Below are 15,440 nucleotides of genomic sequence, written 5' to 3'. Positions count from 1 at the left end.
TATAGGCAGGTATCAACTGAATGTCATTGGTATGTAACGATTTTGATAGTTCGACTTGACCCCGCAAACGTTACGGTATCTAATAACAGTAGTGTCATTCCGGTATTCAAGATCGGAAATGTTGTGTGAGTTCCGCAATCTCTTAGCGCGATCGACAACATGTTCGAACCTTGATCTCACGTCGGTCGGATGGCGCTAGTGTGCGAGTGGAGATGTTTTGTGAGCGCAAGGAACGACGCCGGGTGGGTGTCAGAATTGACCAGTTGTGATTGACGAGAACGATTCATCCAAGGAGGTGCCGACGGTGGCTTTTGAGAACCACATCGGCCCTGCACTTGATCCGCACTACAGTCCCTACGAACTAGCCGGCGCCGGTCATTCCGCTGACGCAGGTGTCGACGTCGCCGGGGCTCGTAAGCATTTGTCGTTGGTACCCAACGACTTTGACGAACTTTTCGATGCGGTCGAGGAGCAGTGGCAAGAGCGTGCGCTCTGCGCACAGACGGATCCCGAAGCGTTTTTCCCCGAGAAGGGCGGGTCCACCCGGGAGGCCAAACGCATCTGTCAGGGGTGCGAGGTGAAGCCCGAGTGCCTGGAGTTCGCGTTGCATAACGACGAACGCTTCGGCATCTGGGGTGGACTGTCCGAACGTGAGCGGCGCCGACTCAAGCGCGGCATCATCTAGCTCACCTGAGATATGACGCGTGAAACTCCCGCCCGGCCCCGACGGCCACTGGCGGGAGTTCGCCGTTTGCGCACCCGTTCGATACTGCGCGCGAAAGCGTGCGCGGGTCAACGCCCGTCCGGAACGTGCTTGTCCGGAAAGTGATTGTGCGACTTAGGCTTCCGGCCCGCGATCGATGGTCTCCTCGTCGACGCCGAGGTAGGTCGCGACCTGCTGCACGAGCACTTCGTGGACGAGGTCGAGCAGATCCTCGCCGCGTTTGGCGCGACTTTCCAGCGGACGCCGGAACAGGATGATGTGCGCCCGGGTGGGGTTGCCCTCGGTGTCGATCCCGGCGTTGATCAAACGCGCGAGCGGTACGTTGCCGTCGGCGGTCACCTCGTCGGGCCACTCGACGTCCTCGGCGTCTCGCGGCAGCATGCGCGGAATGTCGTCGACCGCGACGTCGAGTCCGCCGAGGCGATCACGCCACCGCAGGTCGATGTCGGCGAAGGCCTCCAACGCCACGGCGTCGAACGCATCGGCGCGCGAACGCCATGCCGGTACCTGCTGCGGCAGCAGGGGACCGCGCAGACCTCGGCCGTGCCGGTCGCGGCGTCGGCGCCTGCGCGCCGGCGTCGACCCCCGTATCGACGGCTGCGCTCGGGTGTCGCGTCGGTTGGGCATGAATGGACTATAGATGCACTCCGGCAAATCGGTGGTCTTCGCGGTCTCCGACGGTGTGTCTCGTGTCCACTGACGCGCTCAACGGGCTAACCTCGACGGGTGAGTTCTCTTCGTCAGTGCCGCCGCCCGGGCTGCTCGCGTGCCGCAGTGGCGACGTTGACCTTCGTCTACGCGGAGTCGACGGCCGTGATCGGACCGCTGTCCACCAATCCCGAGCCGCATGCCTGGGATCTGTGTGCCGACCACGCCGCGAACATCACCGTGCCCCGCGGCTGGGAGATGCTGCGCAGTGAGCGCGGTTTCAGTGCTCCGCCGGAGGACCTCGAGTTGACCGCGCTCGCCGAGGCGGTGCGCGAATCGGGTGCGGCCGTCGGGAGCGTCCCGTTCGACGGTCTCGACGACCTTCCGTTGCGATCCGGCCCGCCCGGCGTCGGCGGACGATTCGACCGTTCGGGTCCCGGCGAAGGTGGGCGCCATCGGGCCGGGGTCAAGCCGCGGCCCGGTCGTCGGGGACACCTGCGTGTTCTTCCCGATCCCATCGACTGAAACCCCGTCCGAGTCGATACGCTGACACGTATGCGCTCCGACATCGCTGACTTCGACGACGTCGAGGCATTGCTGTCCGCCGACCGCGACGGACTGCTTCAGTCGGTTGCTCTCGCCGGCGCCCAGGTCCGGGCGATCGCCGAGGCCCGCCGCGAGGGAGTCCTGGACCCGCTGGGCGACCTGCGCCCGCGAAGCCTGGTGATCGTGACCGGCTCGTCCGCGGTCGGCGCCGACGCGGTCGCCTTCGTCGTCGCCGCGATGGGCGCGCGAGTCGACGTCCCCATCGTCGTGATCCCCACCATGCCCAGTTGGATCGGGCCCCTCGACGTCGTCGTTCTCGCGGGCGACGACGCCGGTGATCTCGCTCTCATCGACGCCGGGGCGCGCGGTGCCCGCCGCCGCGCCGAAGTGGTCACCTTGGCGCCACTGGAAGGACCGTTGCGCGACGCCGTCGCGGGGCGGATCGTCGACCTGTCACCGCGCGTCTACACCGCACCGCAGTTCCGGTTCTGCGGGCTCGTCGCGGGGCTCCTCGCCGTCTGTGCGGCGCTGGTTCAGGTGCGGACCACCGGCGCCGTCGTCGACTTCGACGACCTCGCTTCCGCACTCGACGCCGAGGCCGCCGCGAATCATCCCGAGCGTGAGGCCTTCCGCAACCAGGCGAAACTGTTGGCCTCGAAAATGCAAGAGCGAGAAACGATTTGGTCCGGTGACGACACGCAGACCGACGTGCTCGCTCATCGGGCCAGCGTGGTCTTCGCGACTGTCGCGGGGGTCACCGGAACGCCTCTGACGCTACCCGCGGCCCTCGGTGCGGTGAAGCTGCGATCGGCTGCCGGAGCCGCTCCGGTCGACTCGATCTTCTTCGACCCGCAGTTCGATGCGCCGCTCGATCAACCGCCGCAGCTGATGGTGGTGAGTTCGGTCCAGCGGCAGTGGCAGACACGCCAGCGGTTGGGGGCGGTGGCCGCGGACATCCTCGTCGATCTCGTCGATCTCGTCGATCCCGACGAGACAGCGGTGGCCGGACACGACGACATGATGGGCTACCTTGTTTTGATGCTGCGAACCGAAATGGCGGCGGTGTATCTACGACTGTTGGGAGCGCGACGGGCATGAAACTGCTCGAAGGTGTGGTGCGTCCGTACGCCTGGGGGTCACGGACATCGATCGCCACCATCCGTGGTCTCCCGACGCCCTCTCCGCATCCAGAGGCTGAACTGTGGTTCGGCGCGCATCCAGCGGGGCCGTCGACGTGCGTCGACGGATCCGGACAGGCGACGACGCTGCTCGCCGAGATCGACGCGCACCCGACCGACGCCCTCGGTGAGTCGGCGGTGGGGGAGTTCGGGCCGCGCCTGCCCTTCCTGCTGAAGATCCTGGCCGCGAACGAAGCGCTGTCACTGCAGGCCCATCCGAGCGCCGAGCAGGCGGCGGAGGGCTATGCCCGCGAGAACGCCCTCGGACTCGCGGCCGACGCGCCCGAGCGCAACTATCGCGACGGCTGGCATAAGCCGGAGGTGATCGTCGCCGTCACCGAGTTCGACGCGCTCGCCGGTTTCCGGGACCCGCGCCAGACCGTCGACCTGCTTCGGGAACTGCAGGTCGCCGAACTCGATCCCTACCTGGGCATGCTGGCCGGACAGCCGGACTCCAACGGATTGCGCGCACTGTTCACCACCTGGATCACCCTGCCGGAGGCGGTGATCGCGACGCTGGTGCCCGCCGTGCTCGACGCCGCCGTCGGTGTCCTGGCGGCGGGTGACTGTGAGTTCCGCGCCGAGCTGCAGACGCTCCTCGAACTCGGCGAAGCGTATCCGCGTGATCCCGGGGTTCTTGCTGCGTTGCTGCTCAACCGGATTCACCTCGAACCAGGCGAGGCGCTGTTCCTGTCGGCCGGTAATCTGCATGCCTATCTGCAGGGCACCGGCGTGGAGATCATGGCCAACTCGGACAATGTCCTGCGCGGTGGGCTGACGCCCAAGCACATCGACGTCCCCGAGCTGCTGCGCGTCCTCGACTTCACTCCGGTCTCCCGTGACGATCTGTCCCCGGCGGTGCGTACGGTCAACGCCGAACGGATCTATCTGACGCCCGCGCGTGAATTCCGGTTGTCCCGAATCGAATTGGACGGCACCGGTCTGCACCACGCGTCGTCGATCTCCTTCGACATGCCCGGCCCGCAGATCCTCGCGGTGCTACGCGGCATCGTCGAGGTGCGCTCGGCGACCGGCGGACCCACGACGGTGCGTGCGGGGCAAGCGATTTGGATCTCCGACGACGACCCCGATGTAGTGGTGCGGGCGGCGTCGGCGAAGGTGACCTTCTTCCGTGCGCTGGTCCCGGTGCCCCACCACGCACGGGGATGACGCGGTGTGCGTCGGGCGCGGTTGAGGATGGGGTTCGACACGTTCGTCGCTAACGCTCCTCACGGCTCAACCAGCGGGTGGGGAGGTTCAACCAGCGGGTGGGGAGGCTCAACCAGCGGGTGGGTGCGCCGTCGGTGAGTTCGGCTCAACCAGCGGGTGGGGCCTGCCGTCGGTTGGAGCGGGTTACCTCGGCACCAGGATGGGGGTGGTCTGCCGGCTGTCGAGGGGGCTGGTCACCGGCTCGTCCGGCGGCCGCGGGCGCCCGCCGATCCCGCCGAGCAAACGCCACTCCTGTGGCGTCGCCACGATCGACACCCGCATCCGACGTCGGGGTGTCTCGACGTCGACGAAGCCCGGTGACGTCGGATCCTGGATGAGTCGCAGCTCGCCCTCGGGTGCCGCGCGGGCGTCGTCGACGACGATCAGTCGAGTGCCCGGCGACTCCGGCACGAGATGCTCTGGGGCGCAACGTGTTCCGTCGACGACTAGCAGTGCGGCCGACGCGTCGCGCGATCCCGCGGCGTCCAGGCGCAGCGCCGTCGGGTCACCGACGACGGCAATCAGCGGCTGCCAGTAGTCGACGCGATCGGTCGCGACACGAATACGCACACCGGTCGCCAGAGCGCGAATGATCAACTGCCACACCCATGACTGCTCGCCGGCGACGACCACCGTCGCCGCGGACGTGAGTGCGACGGCGACTCCGCGCCCGGCCGCGTCGGCGCCGATGAGCGCACCGCATCCGCCCAGGCCCGGCTGGGGGCCGTCGTCGGTGATCGGCGTCCAGGCGAGCCGGCGGTCGAGCCACGGCGACGAGCCAACCGGCAGGGTTGCACACAATGCCTCGAACTGCGCACCGAACAGCGGTTCGAGTCCGGTGATCGGTTGCCGTAGAACACGATTCGACGCCGGATGCTCGGTGACACGCAGTACCGCCGCATACTCGTGGCCGGCGGCCGACGGTCGGATACGGACGCCGAGCGTCGTCGACAGTGCGCTGTGCGTCCATCCGGTCGACGCGGCTACGGCCGACGCGGCGTCGGCGGTTACCGCGAAACCGCGGATGCGGGTGCCGGAGGAGGTCAGCTCCGACCAGGCCTCCGCGACGTCGGCGATCGGTGCGCCGTCGGCGAGAAACACTGTCGCGTCGGTGATTTGACGTGCCGTGAGGATCCGCGCGGGCACCCCGGCGTCGTGCAGAGCGGCGGCGATTCGCCGGGTGGTCACGACGGCTGCGCGGATCGCGCCCGATGAGCCGCCGCCGCGCCGGGCCACCGCGGCCGGGCAGTCGGCCGGACGAAGCCGGATGACCAAGAAGGTCGCCCGATTCGCCACGGCAGGCAGCGGACCGAGCGTGGCGTCGTAGACCTGTGCGATATGCGCGGGCCCGGTGGTGCGCTGCCCGTGGCTGATCAGGTCGACGGCATCGACGGTGATGTCGAAGGTGTCGAGACATGCGGCGATCTGACGCAACGTTGCGCAGTGGCCGCCGGGGTCGACGATGCCGTGTGGCGTCAGCGTCGTCGGCGCGGTGGGGTCGGTGTCGAGGGCGAGCATGGTGATCAGTGTGTCGTCGACCCAGCGAGCTCCCATTCGAGTGGCCGAGGTGCGCTCGCCGTCCCTGGTCCCGGACACCGGGACGTCGAATGCCGCGGTCAATACGTCGGCAGGATTGCGACGCGCTCGTCTCATGATGAATTGCGTTCGGAGCCAACGGTTTCGGCATCGTGTTCGGACGGGTGGCAGGGCGGCGACGGCGACCGCGGCGACACATGCGAGCAGCACCCAGGCGCCGTGTCGATCACCGATGATCGTCCAGCCGACGAACGCGGCGGCGAGCATGAGTTCACCGGCGACCGCGAGTCGTGTGCGCCGCGGAAGTCGGCGAGGTGTCGTGAGTCCGTTCATTGTCGCCCCCTTGTGCCCCGTGCCGTATGCCGTGGGCGTTTTGCGCGAATTCGACCCGCCGGATGACGACGTGGCCTACGGTAGTCCACATCGCTCGGCGGCGTGTCCGATTCCGTCGAGTCGAGCGGGGGGAGTGCGGATATGGTTCGGCAATTGACGACCAAGGCGCAGGTCAACGGGTATCGCTTCCTGCTTCGGCGCCAAGAGCACGCGCTGGTGCGCCGAGACGTGCGGATGCTGCACGACCCGATGCGCGCCGAACGCAACGCGCTATTGGCCGGTGTGCTCATCGGTGTGCTGCTGCTCGGCGGATGCGGAATCTATGGACTGGTCAAACCGCAAGGGACGGTTGGGGACTCGACGATCTTGGTGAGCAAGAGCAGTGGGGCGATGTACGTCCGGCTCGACGACCGGCTGCATCCGGTGCTGAACCTCGCGTCGGCGCGGCTCATCGTCGGGTCGGCGGCGTCGCCGAAGTCGGTGAGCGACGACGTACTGGCGAAGTACTCGCGCGGGCCGCTGCTCGGCATTCCCGGGGCGCCGAGCTCGCTGCCCGCGCCGCGCGGATCGTCGCAGTGGTCGGTCTGTGACTCCGCGACCGGCCGGGGCGCCGACAGCGTCGTCGAATCGACGACACTGCTGATCGGCGCGCCGACGACGGCATCCGAGCCTGCGCGGATCGGCAGTGGGGCAGTGGTGGCCGCGGCGGATGGCAACTACCTGATCTTCACCGCACGCGAGGGAGAGCGGACACGACCGGTCCGGGCGCGCATCGACACCGCCAGTGTGCCGATTCTCCGGGCGATCGGTGCGGAGGGCGTGCCCGCACGTCCGATGAGTCCGGCGCTGCTCAACAGCGTGCCGCGGGTGCCGGATCTCGTCGTGCCCGCGATTGTCGGGAGCGGATTGCCCAGCGCGCTGGGGGCTGATGTACCGGTGGGGTCGGTGGTGCGCACCGTCGACGCCGCGGGCAAGTCGTCGTTCCATGTGCTGCTATCCGATGGGGTGCAACGGATTTCGAGCGTCGTCGCCGATGTCTTGCTGCTGGCCGGCGGATCGGCCGTCGCCGACGCCCGGTCTCCGGCTCGATCGGTCAGCGCGGCGGCGCTGGCGGGGCTCCCGGTCAGCGACGCGCTGCCGGTGAACCATTTCCCCTCGGCGACACCGCATCTCGTCGACGTCACCACCGCGCCGGTGCTCTGTCAGGAGTGGCGCGCGGATACGGCGGGTACGTCGAGTACGTCGATCCGCTTCTCGCATACCGTGCCGCTCGGCACGCGACAACGGCTGTCGGTGCCCGTCGGAGCCGACGGCTCGGGGCCGGGGGTCGATGCGATCGCCGCGGTTCCGGGCGGCGTCGAATACTTCCGGGTGACCGGACTCGATGCCGACAGTCCGCGTCGGCAGGGGCGGTATCTGGTGTCGGACAATGGGATTCGCTATCGTATCGCCGATGCGGAGACGGGGTCGACGCTCGGCCTCGGTGACGACACCGAGGTACTCGCACCGTGGCCGATGGTGTCGCTACTCGCGCCCGGACCGACCCTGTCGAAGACGGATGCGCTCGTGGCGCATGCCGGTATGCCGCCCGACCGGTCGGGAGTCCCGGTGGTCACCGAGGGATCATGACGATTCACCCCCGGCCGCGCGAAGCAGTCGGGGGTGAATCGGAACGAAATTCCCGGTCGGTCAGGCGTTGACCTTGGCGGCGTCGGCGAGACTCGCGACGGCGACGAGCACCTGGGCGACGACGTCGGCGTGGCCGACGCCCTCGTCGGTCAGGTCCGCGGTGGTGATGCCGATCTCGACCTCTTCGACGACGCGGCTGCCCGCGATCCCCACGGACTTGCGGGTGTCTTCCCGCGACCACTTGCCGCCGAATCGGCCGAGCGCAGCGCCGATGACGCCGACCGGCTTGTCCTTCAGCGCGCCCGCGCCGTACGGGCGAGACAGCCAGTCGATGGCGTTCTTCAGCACGGCCGGGATGGTTCCGTTGTACTCGGGCGTGACGATCAGCACGGCGTCGGCGGCGGCGACCGCCGCACGGGCGGCGACGACCGACTCGGGCAGTGCCGCGCCCTGGCCGTCCGGAGTCGCCGGGTCGGCGTCCTCGTTGTAGAACGGCAGGTCGCCGAGGCCCTCGACGATGGTGAGGGTCACACCGTCGGGGGCGTTGTCGCGGGCAACTTCGGCGAGCTGGCGGTTGATCGATGCCTTGCGCAGGCTGCCGACGAGGACGGCGATCGTGGTGTTCTGAGTGGTCATCGGTGAATCCCCATTCTGTGTCAATGGCGTCGCCGGGTTTCGGCGGATGTCGGGTCGTAAGCGGTTGGCGCTACAGTGGTAGTAACCGGACTACGGTCCGTTCAATTCCCGTCCCAGTCAACAGTTACGCTCATCACATGCAGGATCTCGACGGCACCTTGCCACTGTCACGCGAATGTGAGCGCGCCGATGCCGCGCGCAATCGTCGTCTGCTGCTCGATGCCGCCACGAAACTCGTTGAGCGCCATGGCGCGGCGGGCGTGACGATGGACGCGCTCGCCCGTGAGGCCGGCGTCGGCAAGGGCACCGTCTTTCGGCGATTCGGTAACCGGACCGGCCTGATGCGGGCCTTGCTCGACCACTCGGAGACCGAGTTGCAGCAGGCGTTCATCGCCGGACCGCCGCCATTGGGGCCGGGAGCGCCGCCGTTGGACCGGTTGCTCGCCTACGGACGCGCGCGGCTGCAGATGAACGCCGACCACCTCGATCTGCTGCTCGCGGCGGACGAGGCCGGCGGCGATCGGTTCACGCATCCGGTGTTCGCGGCGTCGACCGCACACGTGACCATGCTGCTGCGGCAGCTCGGTTTCGTGGACACGCCGGTACTCGCGCTGGCGATCCAGGCGCCGTTCGAGGCCGCGGCGATCACGCACCTGACCACCGCGGCGGGTCTCGATCTGCTCGACGTGATCGCCCGGTGGGAGGCGATGGTCCGGGCGCTCGTCGCCGGTGCGCCGACGCCGTAGTCGACGCGGGTCGCGGCGTCGAACCGGGTTGTCATACCCCCGGTGTAGTGATGAAGCCATGAGAAGAACAACCATCGACCATGACCGTTGGCACCCGCGTTCAGCACACCGTATGCGACACGCCCAAGCTCGTCGCGACACGCCGGAGTTTGTGATTCTGCACTGCCGCGACCTGGGACTTTCATGAATGTGATTCACAAGTTCTTGTGTCAGTTCCAATCGCTGACCACTAGGTGTAGTGTCTGAGGAACCGGAACGGCAGACGGCGCCATCCCAGTGGGGACGTGCTTGTGCCGTTGGTAATCGCCGACGGAAAGTTCACGATTCACCACACCGGAGCATCAAGTTTTCCATCCCATCCGCTGTGAGGAGCACCTGAAAAATGGCAATCACCGTCTACACCAAGCCGGCCTGCGTTCAGTGCAATGCGACCTACAAGGCACTCGACAAGCAGGGGCTCTCCTACGAGGTCGTGGACATCAGCGAGAACCCCGAGGCCCGCGACTACGTGATGGCGCTCGGCTACCTGCAGGCCCCCGTCGTCGTCGTCGACGGTGAGCACTGGTCGGGTTTCCGTCCGGACCGCATCAAGGCTCTCGCGGTCAACGTCGCCTGACCCTTCGATGACCGATCCGAAGGGGAAGCCGGGTCTGGTCACACGCGCAGCGATGGCGAGCGAACTGATCATCACGTACCACGACGTCGGACACCGCGGGAGGAAGACATGGCAGCATCATCGCCGCTGATCGTCTACTTCTCGTCGGTGTCGGAGAACACTCACCGATTCGTCGAGAAGCTCGGGATGCGCGCACTGCGTATTCCGGTTCACGGATCGTCCAGCGCGGCAAGCGCTTTCACCGTCGACGAACCCTATGTCTTGATCACCCCGACATACGGGGGAGGCAAGGTCGGGTCATCGACCGGTGGTGGGTACGTTCCCAAGCAGGTCATCCGCTTTCTGAACGATCGCCACAACCGGTCCCGCATCCGTGCGGTGATCGCAGCGGGCAATACCAACTTCGGTGAGGAATTCTGCATGGCGGGCAACATCATCGCCGCCAAGTGCGGGGTTCCCTACCTCTATCGATTCGAACTGATGGGCACCGACTACGACGTCGAGCGCGTCCGCGAGGGTCTGACGGAGTTCGCCGGGACCACGCGCTTCTCGCGGTCCACTCTGACGCCGAGCGTCTGAATGTATGTCCAGCAATACAATTCACTTCTAGGGAGTAGTCGTGTCGCCCACCATCACCTCAGACGTCCCGTCGGCCAGTAAGTCCGGCGTGCACGCCGGACCCAGCGGGCATGAGCCGGGCGAGCTCGACTACCACGCGCTCAACGCGATGCTCAACCTCTACGACGCCGACGGCCGGATTCAGTTCGAGAAGGACCGCGAGGCGGCCAACCAGTACTTCCTGCAGCACGTCAACCAGAACACGGTGTTCTTCCACGATCTCGAAGAGAAGCTCGACTACCTCGTCGAGGAGAACTACTACGAGCCCGAGGTCCTCGAGCGCTACGACCGTGAGTTCATCAAGGCGCTGTTCACCCACGCGTACAAGAAGAAATTCCGGTTCCCGACCTTCCTCGGGGCGTTCAAGTACTACACCAGCTACACGCTCAAGACCTTCGACGGCAAACGCTTCCTCGAGCGCTTCGAGGACCGTGTCTGCATGGTGGCGCTGACCCTCGCCGCCGGCGATGAGACGCTCGCGCGCAACCTCGTCGACGAGATCATCGACGGCCGCTTCCAGCCGGCCACCCCGACGTTCCTGAACTCGGGCAAGAAGCAGCGCGGCGAGCCGGTGAGCTGCTTTCTTTTGCGCATTGAAGATAATATGGAATCGATCGGCCGCTCGATCAACTCGGCGCTGCAACTGTCCAAGCGTGGCGGCGGAGTTGCCTTGCTGCTCAGCAACATTCGTGAGCACGGTGCACCGATCAAGAAGATCGAGAATCAGAGCTCGGGCGTCATCCCGATCATGAAGCTGTTGGAGGATTCGTTCTCCTACGCCAACCAGCTCGGTGCCCGGCAGGGTGCGGGCGCGGTGTACCTGCACGCGCATCACCCCGACATCTACCGCTTCCTCGACACGAAGCGGGAGAACGCCGACGAGAAGATCCGCATCAAGACACTCAGCCTCGGCGTCGTGATCCCCGACATCACCTTCGAGCTGGCCAAGAACAACGACGACATGTACTTGTTCAGCCCGTACGACGTCGAACGTATCTACGGTCTGCCGTTCGCCGACATCAACGTCACCGACCGGTATCAGGAAATGGTCGAGGACAAGCGGATTCGCAAGACGAAGATCAAAGCGCGCGAGTTCTTCCAGACTCTCGCCGAACTGCAGTTCGAGTCGGGCTACCCGTACATCATGTTCGAAGACACCGTCAACCGGGCCAACCCGATCGACGGCAAGATCACCCACTCCAACCTCTGCTCGGAGATCCTGCAGGTGTCGACGCCGTCGACCTTCAACGACGACTTGTCCTACAAGGAAGTCGGGCGTGACATCTCCTGCAACCTCGGCTCGCTGAACATCGCCAAGGCGATGGACTCGCCGGACATCGGGCGGACCATCGAGACCGCGATCCGCGGGTTGACGGCCGTCGCCGATCAGACGTCGATCGACTCGGTGCCGTCGATCAAGCACGCCAACGACAGTGGGCACGCCATCGGTCTGGGTCAGATGAATCTGCACGGATACCTTGCGCGCGAACACATCTTCTACGGCAGCGAAGAAGGCATCGACTTCACCAACATCTACTTCTATGTGGTGCTCTATCACGCGTTGCGCGCGTCGAACAAGCTGGCCAAGGAGAACGGTCGCGCCTTCGCGGGGTTCGAGAACAGCAAGTACGCCAGCGGCGAGTTCTTCGACAAGTACACCGATCAGGTGTGGGAGCCGGCGACTGAAAGGGTGCGTGAGCTGTTCGCCAACGCCGGCGGCGCCGACGGAAGCCTGTTCGCCACCGACGGCATCGCGATCCCGACCCAGGACGATTGGCGTGAGCTGAAGGCGTCGGTGCAGAAGTACGGGATCTACAACCAGAACCTGCAGGCCGTGCCGCCGACCGGCTCGATCAGCTACATCAACCACTCGACCAGCTCGATCCACCCGGTCGCCGCGAAGATCGAGATCCGCAAGGAAGGCAAGATCGGCCGCGTCTACTACCCGGCGCCCTACATGACCAACGACAACCTGGAGTACTACCAGGACGCGTACGAGATCGGCTACGAGAAGATCATCGACACCTATGCGGCGGCCACCCAGCACGTCGACCAGGGACTGTCGTTGACGCTGTTCTTCCGCGACACGGCCACCACCCGCGACGTCAACAAGGCACAGATCTACGCGTGGCGCAAAGGTATCAAGACGCTCTACTACATCCGCTTGCGCCAGATGGCGTTGGAGGGTACCGAGGTGGACGGCTGCGTCAGCTGCATGCTGTAGGGGTGAGATGAGTCCCAAAAGGGGGGAGCGCGTCCCGCCGCCGCGACGGCCGAAGGGCTGGGAGTTGCGGTTCGCGACGTCGGATGCGGTGAAAGGCTGGGAGGAACTGTGCCGTAATGCTGCGGCTCAGACTTGGGACGCGTGGACCATACTGTCGGAGCGGCCTGTCACTCCCATGAACCGAGCGCGTCAACATCAACTGAAGGGGCAGTTGGGTACGCGCTCAGTTCAGGGAGTCAGCATGCCGCAATGGCAGTACGAAGTTACTTCGAGTGGCCGCATCTGGTACTGCGTCGACGAGGAGAACATGGTTGTCTGGCTGACGATGGCCAGTACGTCGCACCCGAAAGCGACCGAATAGGTCTTGCACTCAGGCGACAGGCGATGAAACTGGTCCGAGGTCATCGACGATCGGCTCCGCCAGCGTCTTCGCTAGCGTTGAATCCGCATGCACCGCAGCGGTGTTGCGCCATTCCAGCATGGTCTGGTCGAGGAGGTCCCACCGACCGGTCTCGGCAGACGTTTGGAAACTGCGCACGAACTCGATGAGGAACTCTCGTTGGTCGGCGTCTGGAAGCAGGTCCAGCCACGAGAATTCGTCAATCAGGCCCGCAAGGAGGTCGTCTGGGGAGACGTGCGCGAAAACCGTGCGTAGCGTGCGTGCGGCCGCCAGCGCACCGCTCATCACAGAACGTTCGTCGTCCTCGCGGATAAGGAGGAGCGGAGCGCCATCGCGTCTACGTACGCGTACGGCCCCGGTCTCGGCCAGCTTCGCGACTTGTTTGGGGTCACGCTGTAACTCACTCCACTGCACTTCGGCGACCATATCTCTATTCTGAACTTTTTCAGAAGAGTTGTCGAGTTGTTGTCCGCCGACCTCAATCGGCGGGATTCGATCTGCGCCCGCACGACGGCACTCGATCAGCCAGCGGTAGAGCGTGCCGAGCCGTATCAGCGGCCTCAACTGTGCAGGCCCGGTTAGGGGCGGGGCTGCTCGGTCAGTCGGTGACGGTGGGCGTAGACGACGGCGTGGATACGGTCGCGGACCCCGAGTTTCGCGAGGATATGGGAAACATGCGTCTTCACGGTCTGTTCCCCGACGAACAAGACAGCGGCGATCTCGGCGTTGCTCAGAGCGTCGGCGAGCAGGAGTAGCACTTCGTACTCGCGGGCGGTGAGCGTCGACACCGCGGCCGGGACCGGTACCGGCGCTAACGTCTCGGCGACCCTGGTGGCCAGGCGCTTTGTCATCACGGGATCGATGACGGAGTCGCCACGGGCCACGACGCGGATGGCGCCGATGAGTTCCTCCGGTGGTGACGATTTCAGCAGGAACCCCGCCGCGCCCGCCCGGAGCGCGTTCGCAAGGACTTCCTCGCTGTCGTAGGTGGTCAGCATCAGCACCCGGACGGAGGTCGCGTCGACGATCGGTCCGACGGCGGCGACCCCGTCGAGTTTGGGCATTCGCACATCGAGGACGGCGACGTCCGGTCGAGTCCGGAGCACCTCGTCGATCGCCGCTCGACCGTCGCCCGCCTCGCCGACGCAGGTGGTGTCGGGACAGGCATCGATCACCGTTCGCAGCCCCGCACGGAACATGGCGTGATCGTCGGCGATCAGCACCCGGATCGGCTCGGTCATGTTGCTCCAATCGGAATGGTGACGGCGCTCCGCCAGGCCCCGAGCGGGTCGGGGCCGCACTCGACCCGGCCGTCGAACAACTGTGCACGTCGCCGTATGCCGTCGAGACCGCGATGCGACGATTCACCGGTATAGGCTTGCGCCGCAACGGAATTGGTCTCGACGATCGAGATCTCCGCCCCACTGCTGCGGATCTGCAGCCGCGCGGTGCCGTCGCCGTGGCGCAGTGCGTTGGTGAGCAGTTCCTGCACGATCCGGTACACCGTGACGTCCAACGACGCCGGCAGGTGCACCGCGGACGACGGAAGATCGAGCTCCACACTCAGACCCGTCCGCCGCACCGAATCGACCAGCTCGGCGATATCGGCGAGACCGGGCTGACGGTCGCCGGCGGCGGAGCGGCCATGCAGCAGGTCCAGTTGCCGCCGGAGGTCCATCATCGCGGCCCTGCTCGATGTCTCGACCGCTCGCAGCGACCGGATCGACGCCTCCGCATCGGTCGGCAGTGCCATCCGGGCGGCCCCCGCGTGGATTCCGATGGCGCTGACGTGATGCGAGATCACGTCGTGCAGGTCGCGGGCGATGGCCTCCCGCTCGTCGGCGAGTGCACGCTCGAGATCGGCACGGTTGCGCTGGCGCTGCAGTTCCAGCTTCGTCACGTACGCACCACCCGCGGCGGTGTATCGACCGACCAGCCAGGGGATTACCGCGTTCGACACTGCGATAGCGAGCACCATCCACCAGGAATGAGCGGCGCCGTTGATCAGAGCTGCTCCGGAGACTCCCGCCACCAGTACGGGTACCACCACCGTGGACGCCCGGTCGGACAGCCAGGCGCCGGCCCGGTAGCCCGCGACCAGGATGCCCACGTCGCCGATCGCACCGGCTGCACCATAGCGGCTGAGTAGGAGACATGCGGCGATCCGGGTCATCACCTGGATCACGGCGACCGCCGCCGTGGTTCGCGGACGCGCAGCCAGCGTGAGATCGGCCGCGGCCAGCAGGAACGACATCGTCAAGCCGGCCAGCGGTGCCGCGGAGACGATCCCCGACGACACGAAGACAGCCACATCGACAACCGCGGCGAGTACACCGACGAGCAGTGATTGCCGTTCCAGCGATCGCCGCACGACAGCGAGGCCCGACACGGTCATGG

The 15,440-nt window shown here is 66.1% G+C and carries 15 protein-coding genes; 9 read left to right on the top strand and 6 right to left on the bottom strand.

Annotated features, from left to right (window positions below; translation table 11 throughout):
• Positions 1–265: 265 nt before the first annotated feature.
• On the top strand, positions 266–685 hold the full coding sequence (locus HH308_RS30710) for a WhiB family transcriptional regulator (RefSeq protein ID WP_376767219.1): 420 nt from the start codon (positions 266–268) through the stop codon (positions 683–685).
• A gap of 153 nt (positions 686–838) precedes the next feature.
• On the opposite strand, the gene HH308_RS12510 is transcribed toward HH308_RS30710, so the two are convergent.
• A complete protein-coding gene (locus tag HH308_RS12510) occupies positions 839–1,351 on the bottom strand; it encodes a metallopeptidase family protein (protein ID WP_170194541.1) in 513 nt (170 codons plus the stop codon).
• 99 nt (positions 1,352–1,450) lie between these two features.
• On the opposite strand from HH308_RS12510, the gene HH308_RS12505 reads away from it, so the two are divergent.
• From HH308_RS12505 to manA, 3 genes are read left to right on the top strand one after another with little or no spacing between them, the layout of a single operon-like run.
• Positions 1,451–1,897: a DUF3499 domain-containing protein gene (locus HH308_RS12505; protein ID WP_170194540.1), complete on the top strand. Its 447-nt coding sequence runs from the start codon at positions 1,451–1,453 to the stop codon at positions 1,895–1,897.
• A gap of 30 nt (positions 1,898–1,927) precedes the next feature.
• Complete coding sequence (locus HH308_RS12500; RefSeq protein WP_170194539.1) at positions 1,928–3,016, top strand: hypothetical protein; 1,089 nt, start codon at positions 1,928–1,930, stop codon at positions 3,014–3,016.
• A complete protein-coding gene (gene manA / locus HH308_RS12495) occupies positions 3,013–4,266 on the top strand; it encodes a mannose-6-phosphate isomerase, class I (RefSeq protein ID WP_170194538.1) in 1,254 nt (417 codons plus the stop codon). Before HH308_RS12500 ends, manA begins: the two co-directional genes overlap by 4 nt.
• 183 nt (positions 4,267–4,449) lie before the next feature.
• On the opposite strand, the gene eccE is transcribed toward manA, so the two are convergent.
• Positions 4,450–6,174, bottom strand: coding sequence for a type VII secretion protein EccE (eccE, locus tag HH308_RS12490; protein ID WP_170194537.1), 1,725 nt, complete (start codon positions 6,172–6,174; stop codon positions 4,450–4,452).
• A gap of 141 nt (positions 6,175–6,315) precedes the next feature.
• On the opposite strand from eccE, the gene eccB reads away from it, so the two are divergent.
• On the top strand, positions 6,316–7,803 hold the full coding sequence (eccB, locus tag HH308_RS12485; RefSeq protein ID WP_170194536.1) for a type VII secretion protein EccB: 1,488 nt from the start codon (positions 6,316–6,318) through the stop codon (positions 7,801–7,803).
• Positions 7,804–7,863: 60 nt separating this feature from the next.
• On the opposite strand, the gene HH308_RS12480 is transcribed toward eccB, so the two are convergent.
• Positions 7,864–8,439, bottom strand: coding sequence for an NAD(P)H-dependent oxidoreductase (locus tag HH308_RS12480; RefSeq protein ID WP_170194535.1), 576 nt, complete (start codon positions 8,437–8,439; stop codon positions 7,864–7,866).
• Between the two features lie 137 nt (positions 8,440–8,576).
• Here HH308_RS12480 and HH308_RS12475 point away from each other — a divergent pair, with 137 nt between their 5' ends.
• The 4 genes from HH308_RS12475 to nrdE all read left to right on the top strand — a co-directional run bounded on the left by HH308_RS12475 (position 8,577) and on the right by nrdE (position 12,643).
• Entirely contained in the window at positions 8,577–9,185 is a 609-nt protein-coding gene (locus HH308_RS12475) for a TetR/AcrR family transcriptional regulator (RefSeq protein ID WP_170194534.1), read from the top strand.
• Between the two features lie 382 nt (positions 9,186–9,567).
• Positions 9,568–9,801, top strand: a complete 234-nt coding sequence (locus tag HH308_RS12470) for a redoxin NrdH (RefSeq protein ID WP_170194533.1) — start codon at positions 9,568–9,570, stop codon at positions 9,799–9,801.
• 108 nt (positions 9,802–9,909) lie between these two features.
• Complete coding sequence (gene nrdI / locus HH308_RS12465) at positions 9,910–10,380, top strand: class Ib ribonucleoside-diphosphate reductase assembly flavoprotein NrdI (RefSeq protein ID WP_170194532.1); 471 nt, start codon at positions 9,910–9,912, stop codon at positions 10,378–10,380.
• Between the two features lie 40 nt (positions 10,381–10,420).
• Complete coding sequence (nrdE, locus tag HH308_RS12460; RefSeq protein WP_170194531.1) at positions 10,421–12,643, top strand: class 1b ribonucleoside-diphosphate reductase subunit alpha; 2,223 nt, start codon at positions 10,421–10,423, stop codon at positions 12,641–12,643.
• 370 nt (positions 12,644–13,013) lie between these two features.
• Here nrdE and HH308_RS12450 read toward each other — a convergent pair whose 3' ends face one another.
• The 3 genes from HH308_RS12450 to HH308_RS12440 are packed head-to-tail and all read right to left on the bottom strand — an operon-like array spanning position 13,014 to position 15,438.
• Positions 13,014–13,607: a hypothetical protein gene (locus HH308_RS12450; protein WP_170194529.1), complete on the bottom strand. Its 594-nt coding sequence runs from the start codon at positions 13,605–13,607 to the stop codon at positions 13,014–13,016.
• A 14-nt stretch (positions 13,608–13,621) separates the two neighbouring features.
• Positions 13,622–14,284 carry a response regulator gene (locus HH308_RS12445; RefSeq protein WP_170194528.1) on the bottom strand — a complete coding sequence of 221 codons (663 nt, stop codon included), beginning with the start codon at positions 14,282–14,284 and terminating at the stop codon, positions 13,622–13,624.
• Positions 14,281–15,438, bottom strand: a complete 1,158-nt coding sequence (locus HH308_RS12440) for a sensor histidine kinase (protein WP_170194527.1) — start codon at positions 15,436–15,438, stop codon at positions 14,281–14,283. The genes HH308_RS12445 and HH308_RS12440 overlap by 4 nt, the downstream gene beginning before the upstream one ends.
• Positions 15,439–15,440 lie beyond the last annotated feature (2 nt).

This window comes from Gordonia asplenii (assembly GCF_012933505.1).
Taxonomy (GTDB): Bacteria; Actinomycetota; Actinomycetes; order Mycobacteriales; family Mycobacteriaceae; genus Gordonia; species Gordonia asplenii.
The sequence above is the reverse complement of the archived record's forward strand: the minus strand, read 5'-3'. Positions and strand labels throughout refer to the sequence as shown.

Coding starts and splice junctions, on each gene's coding strand:
- HH308_RS12510 (WP_170194541.1), bottom strand. CDS start 1,351: ATGCCCAACCGACGCGACACCCGAGCGCAGCCGTCGATACGGGGGTCG.
- HH308_RS12500 (WP_170194539.1), top strand. CDS start 1,928: ATGCGCTCCGACATCGCTGACTTCGACGACGTCGAGGCATTGCTGTCC.
- manA (WP_170194538.1), top strand. CDS start 3,013: ATGAAACTGCTCGAAGGTGTGGTGCGTCCGTACGCCTGGGGGTCACGG.
- eccE (WP_170194537.1), bottom strand. CDS start 6,174: ATGAACGGACTCACGACACCTCGCCGACTTCCGCGGCGCACACGACTC.
- eccB (WP_170194536.1), top strand. CDS start 6,316: ATGGTTCGGCAATTGACGACCAAGGCGCAGGTCAACGGGTATCGCTTC.
- HH308_RS12480 (WP_170194535.1), bottom strand. CDS start 8,439: ATGACCACTCAGAACACCACGATCGCCGTCCTCGTCGGCAGCCTGCGC.
- HH308_RS12475 (WP_170194534.1), top strand. CDS start 8,577: ATGCAGGATCTCGACGGCACCTTGCCACTGTCACGCGAATGTGAGCGC.
- HH308_RS12470 (WP_170194533.1), top strand. CDS start 9,568: ATGGCAATCACCGTCTACACCAAGCCGGCCTGCGTTCAGTGCAATGCG.
- nrdI (WP_170194532.1), top strand. CDS start 9,910: ATGGCAGCATCATCGCCGCTGATCGTCTACTTCTCGTCGGTGTCGGAG.
- HH308_RS12445 (WP_170194528.1), bottom strand. CDS start 14,284: ATGACCGAGCCGATCCGGGTGCTGATCGCCGACGATCACGCCATGTTC.
- HH308_RS12440 (WP_170194527.1), bottom strand. CDS start 15,438: ATGACCGTGTCGGGCCTCGCTGTCGTGCGGCGATCGCTGGAACGGCAA.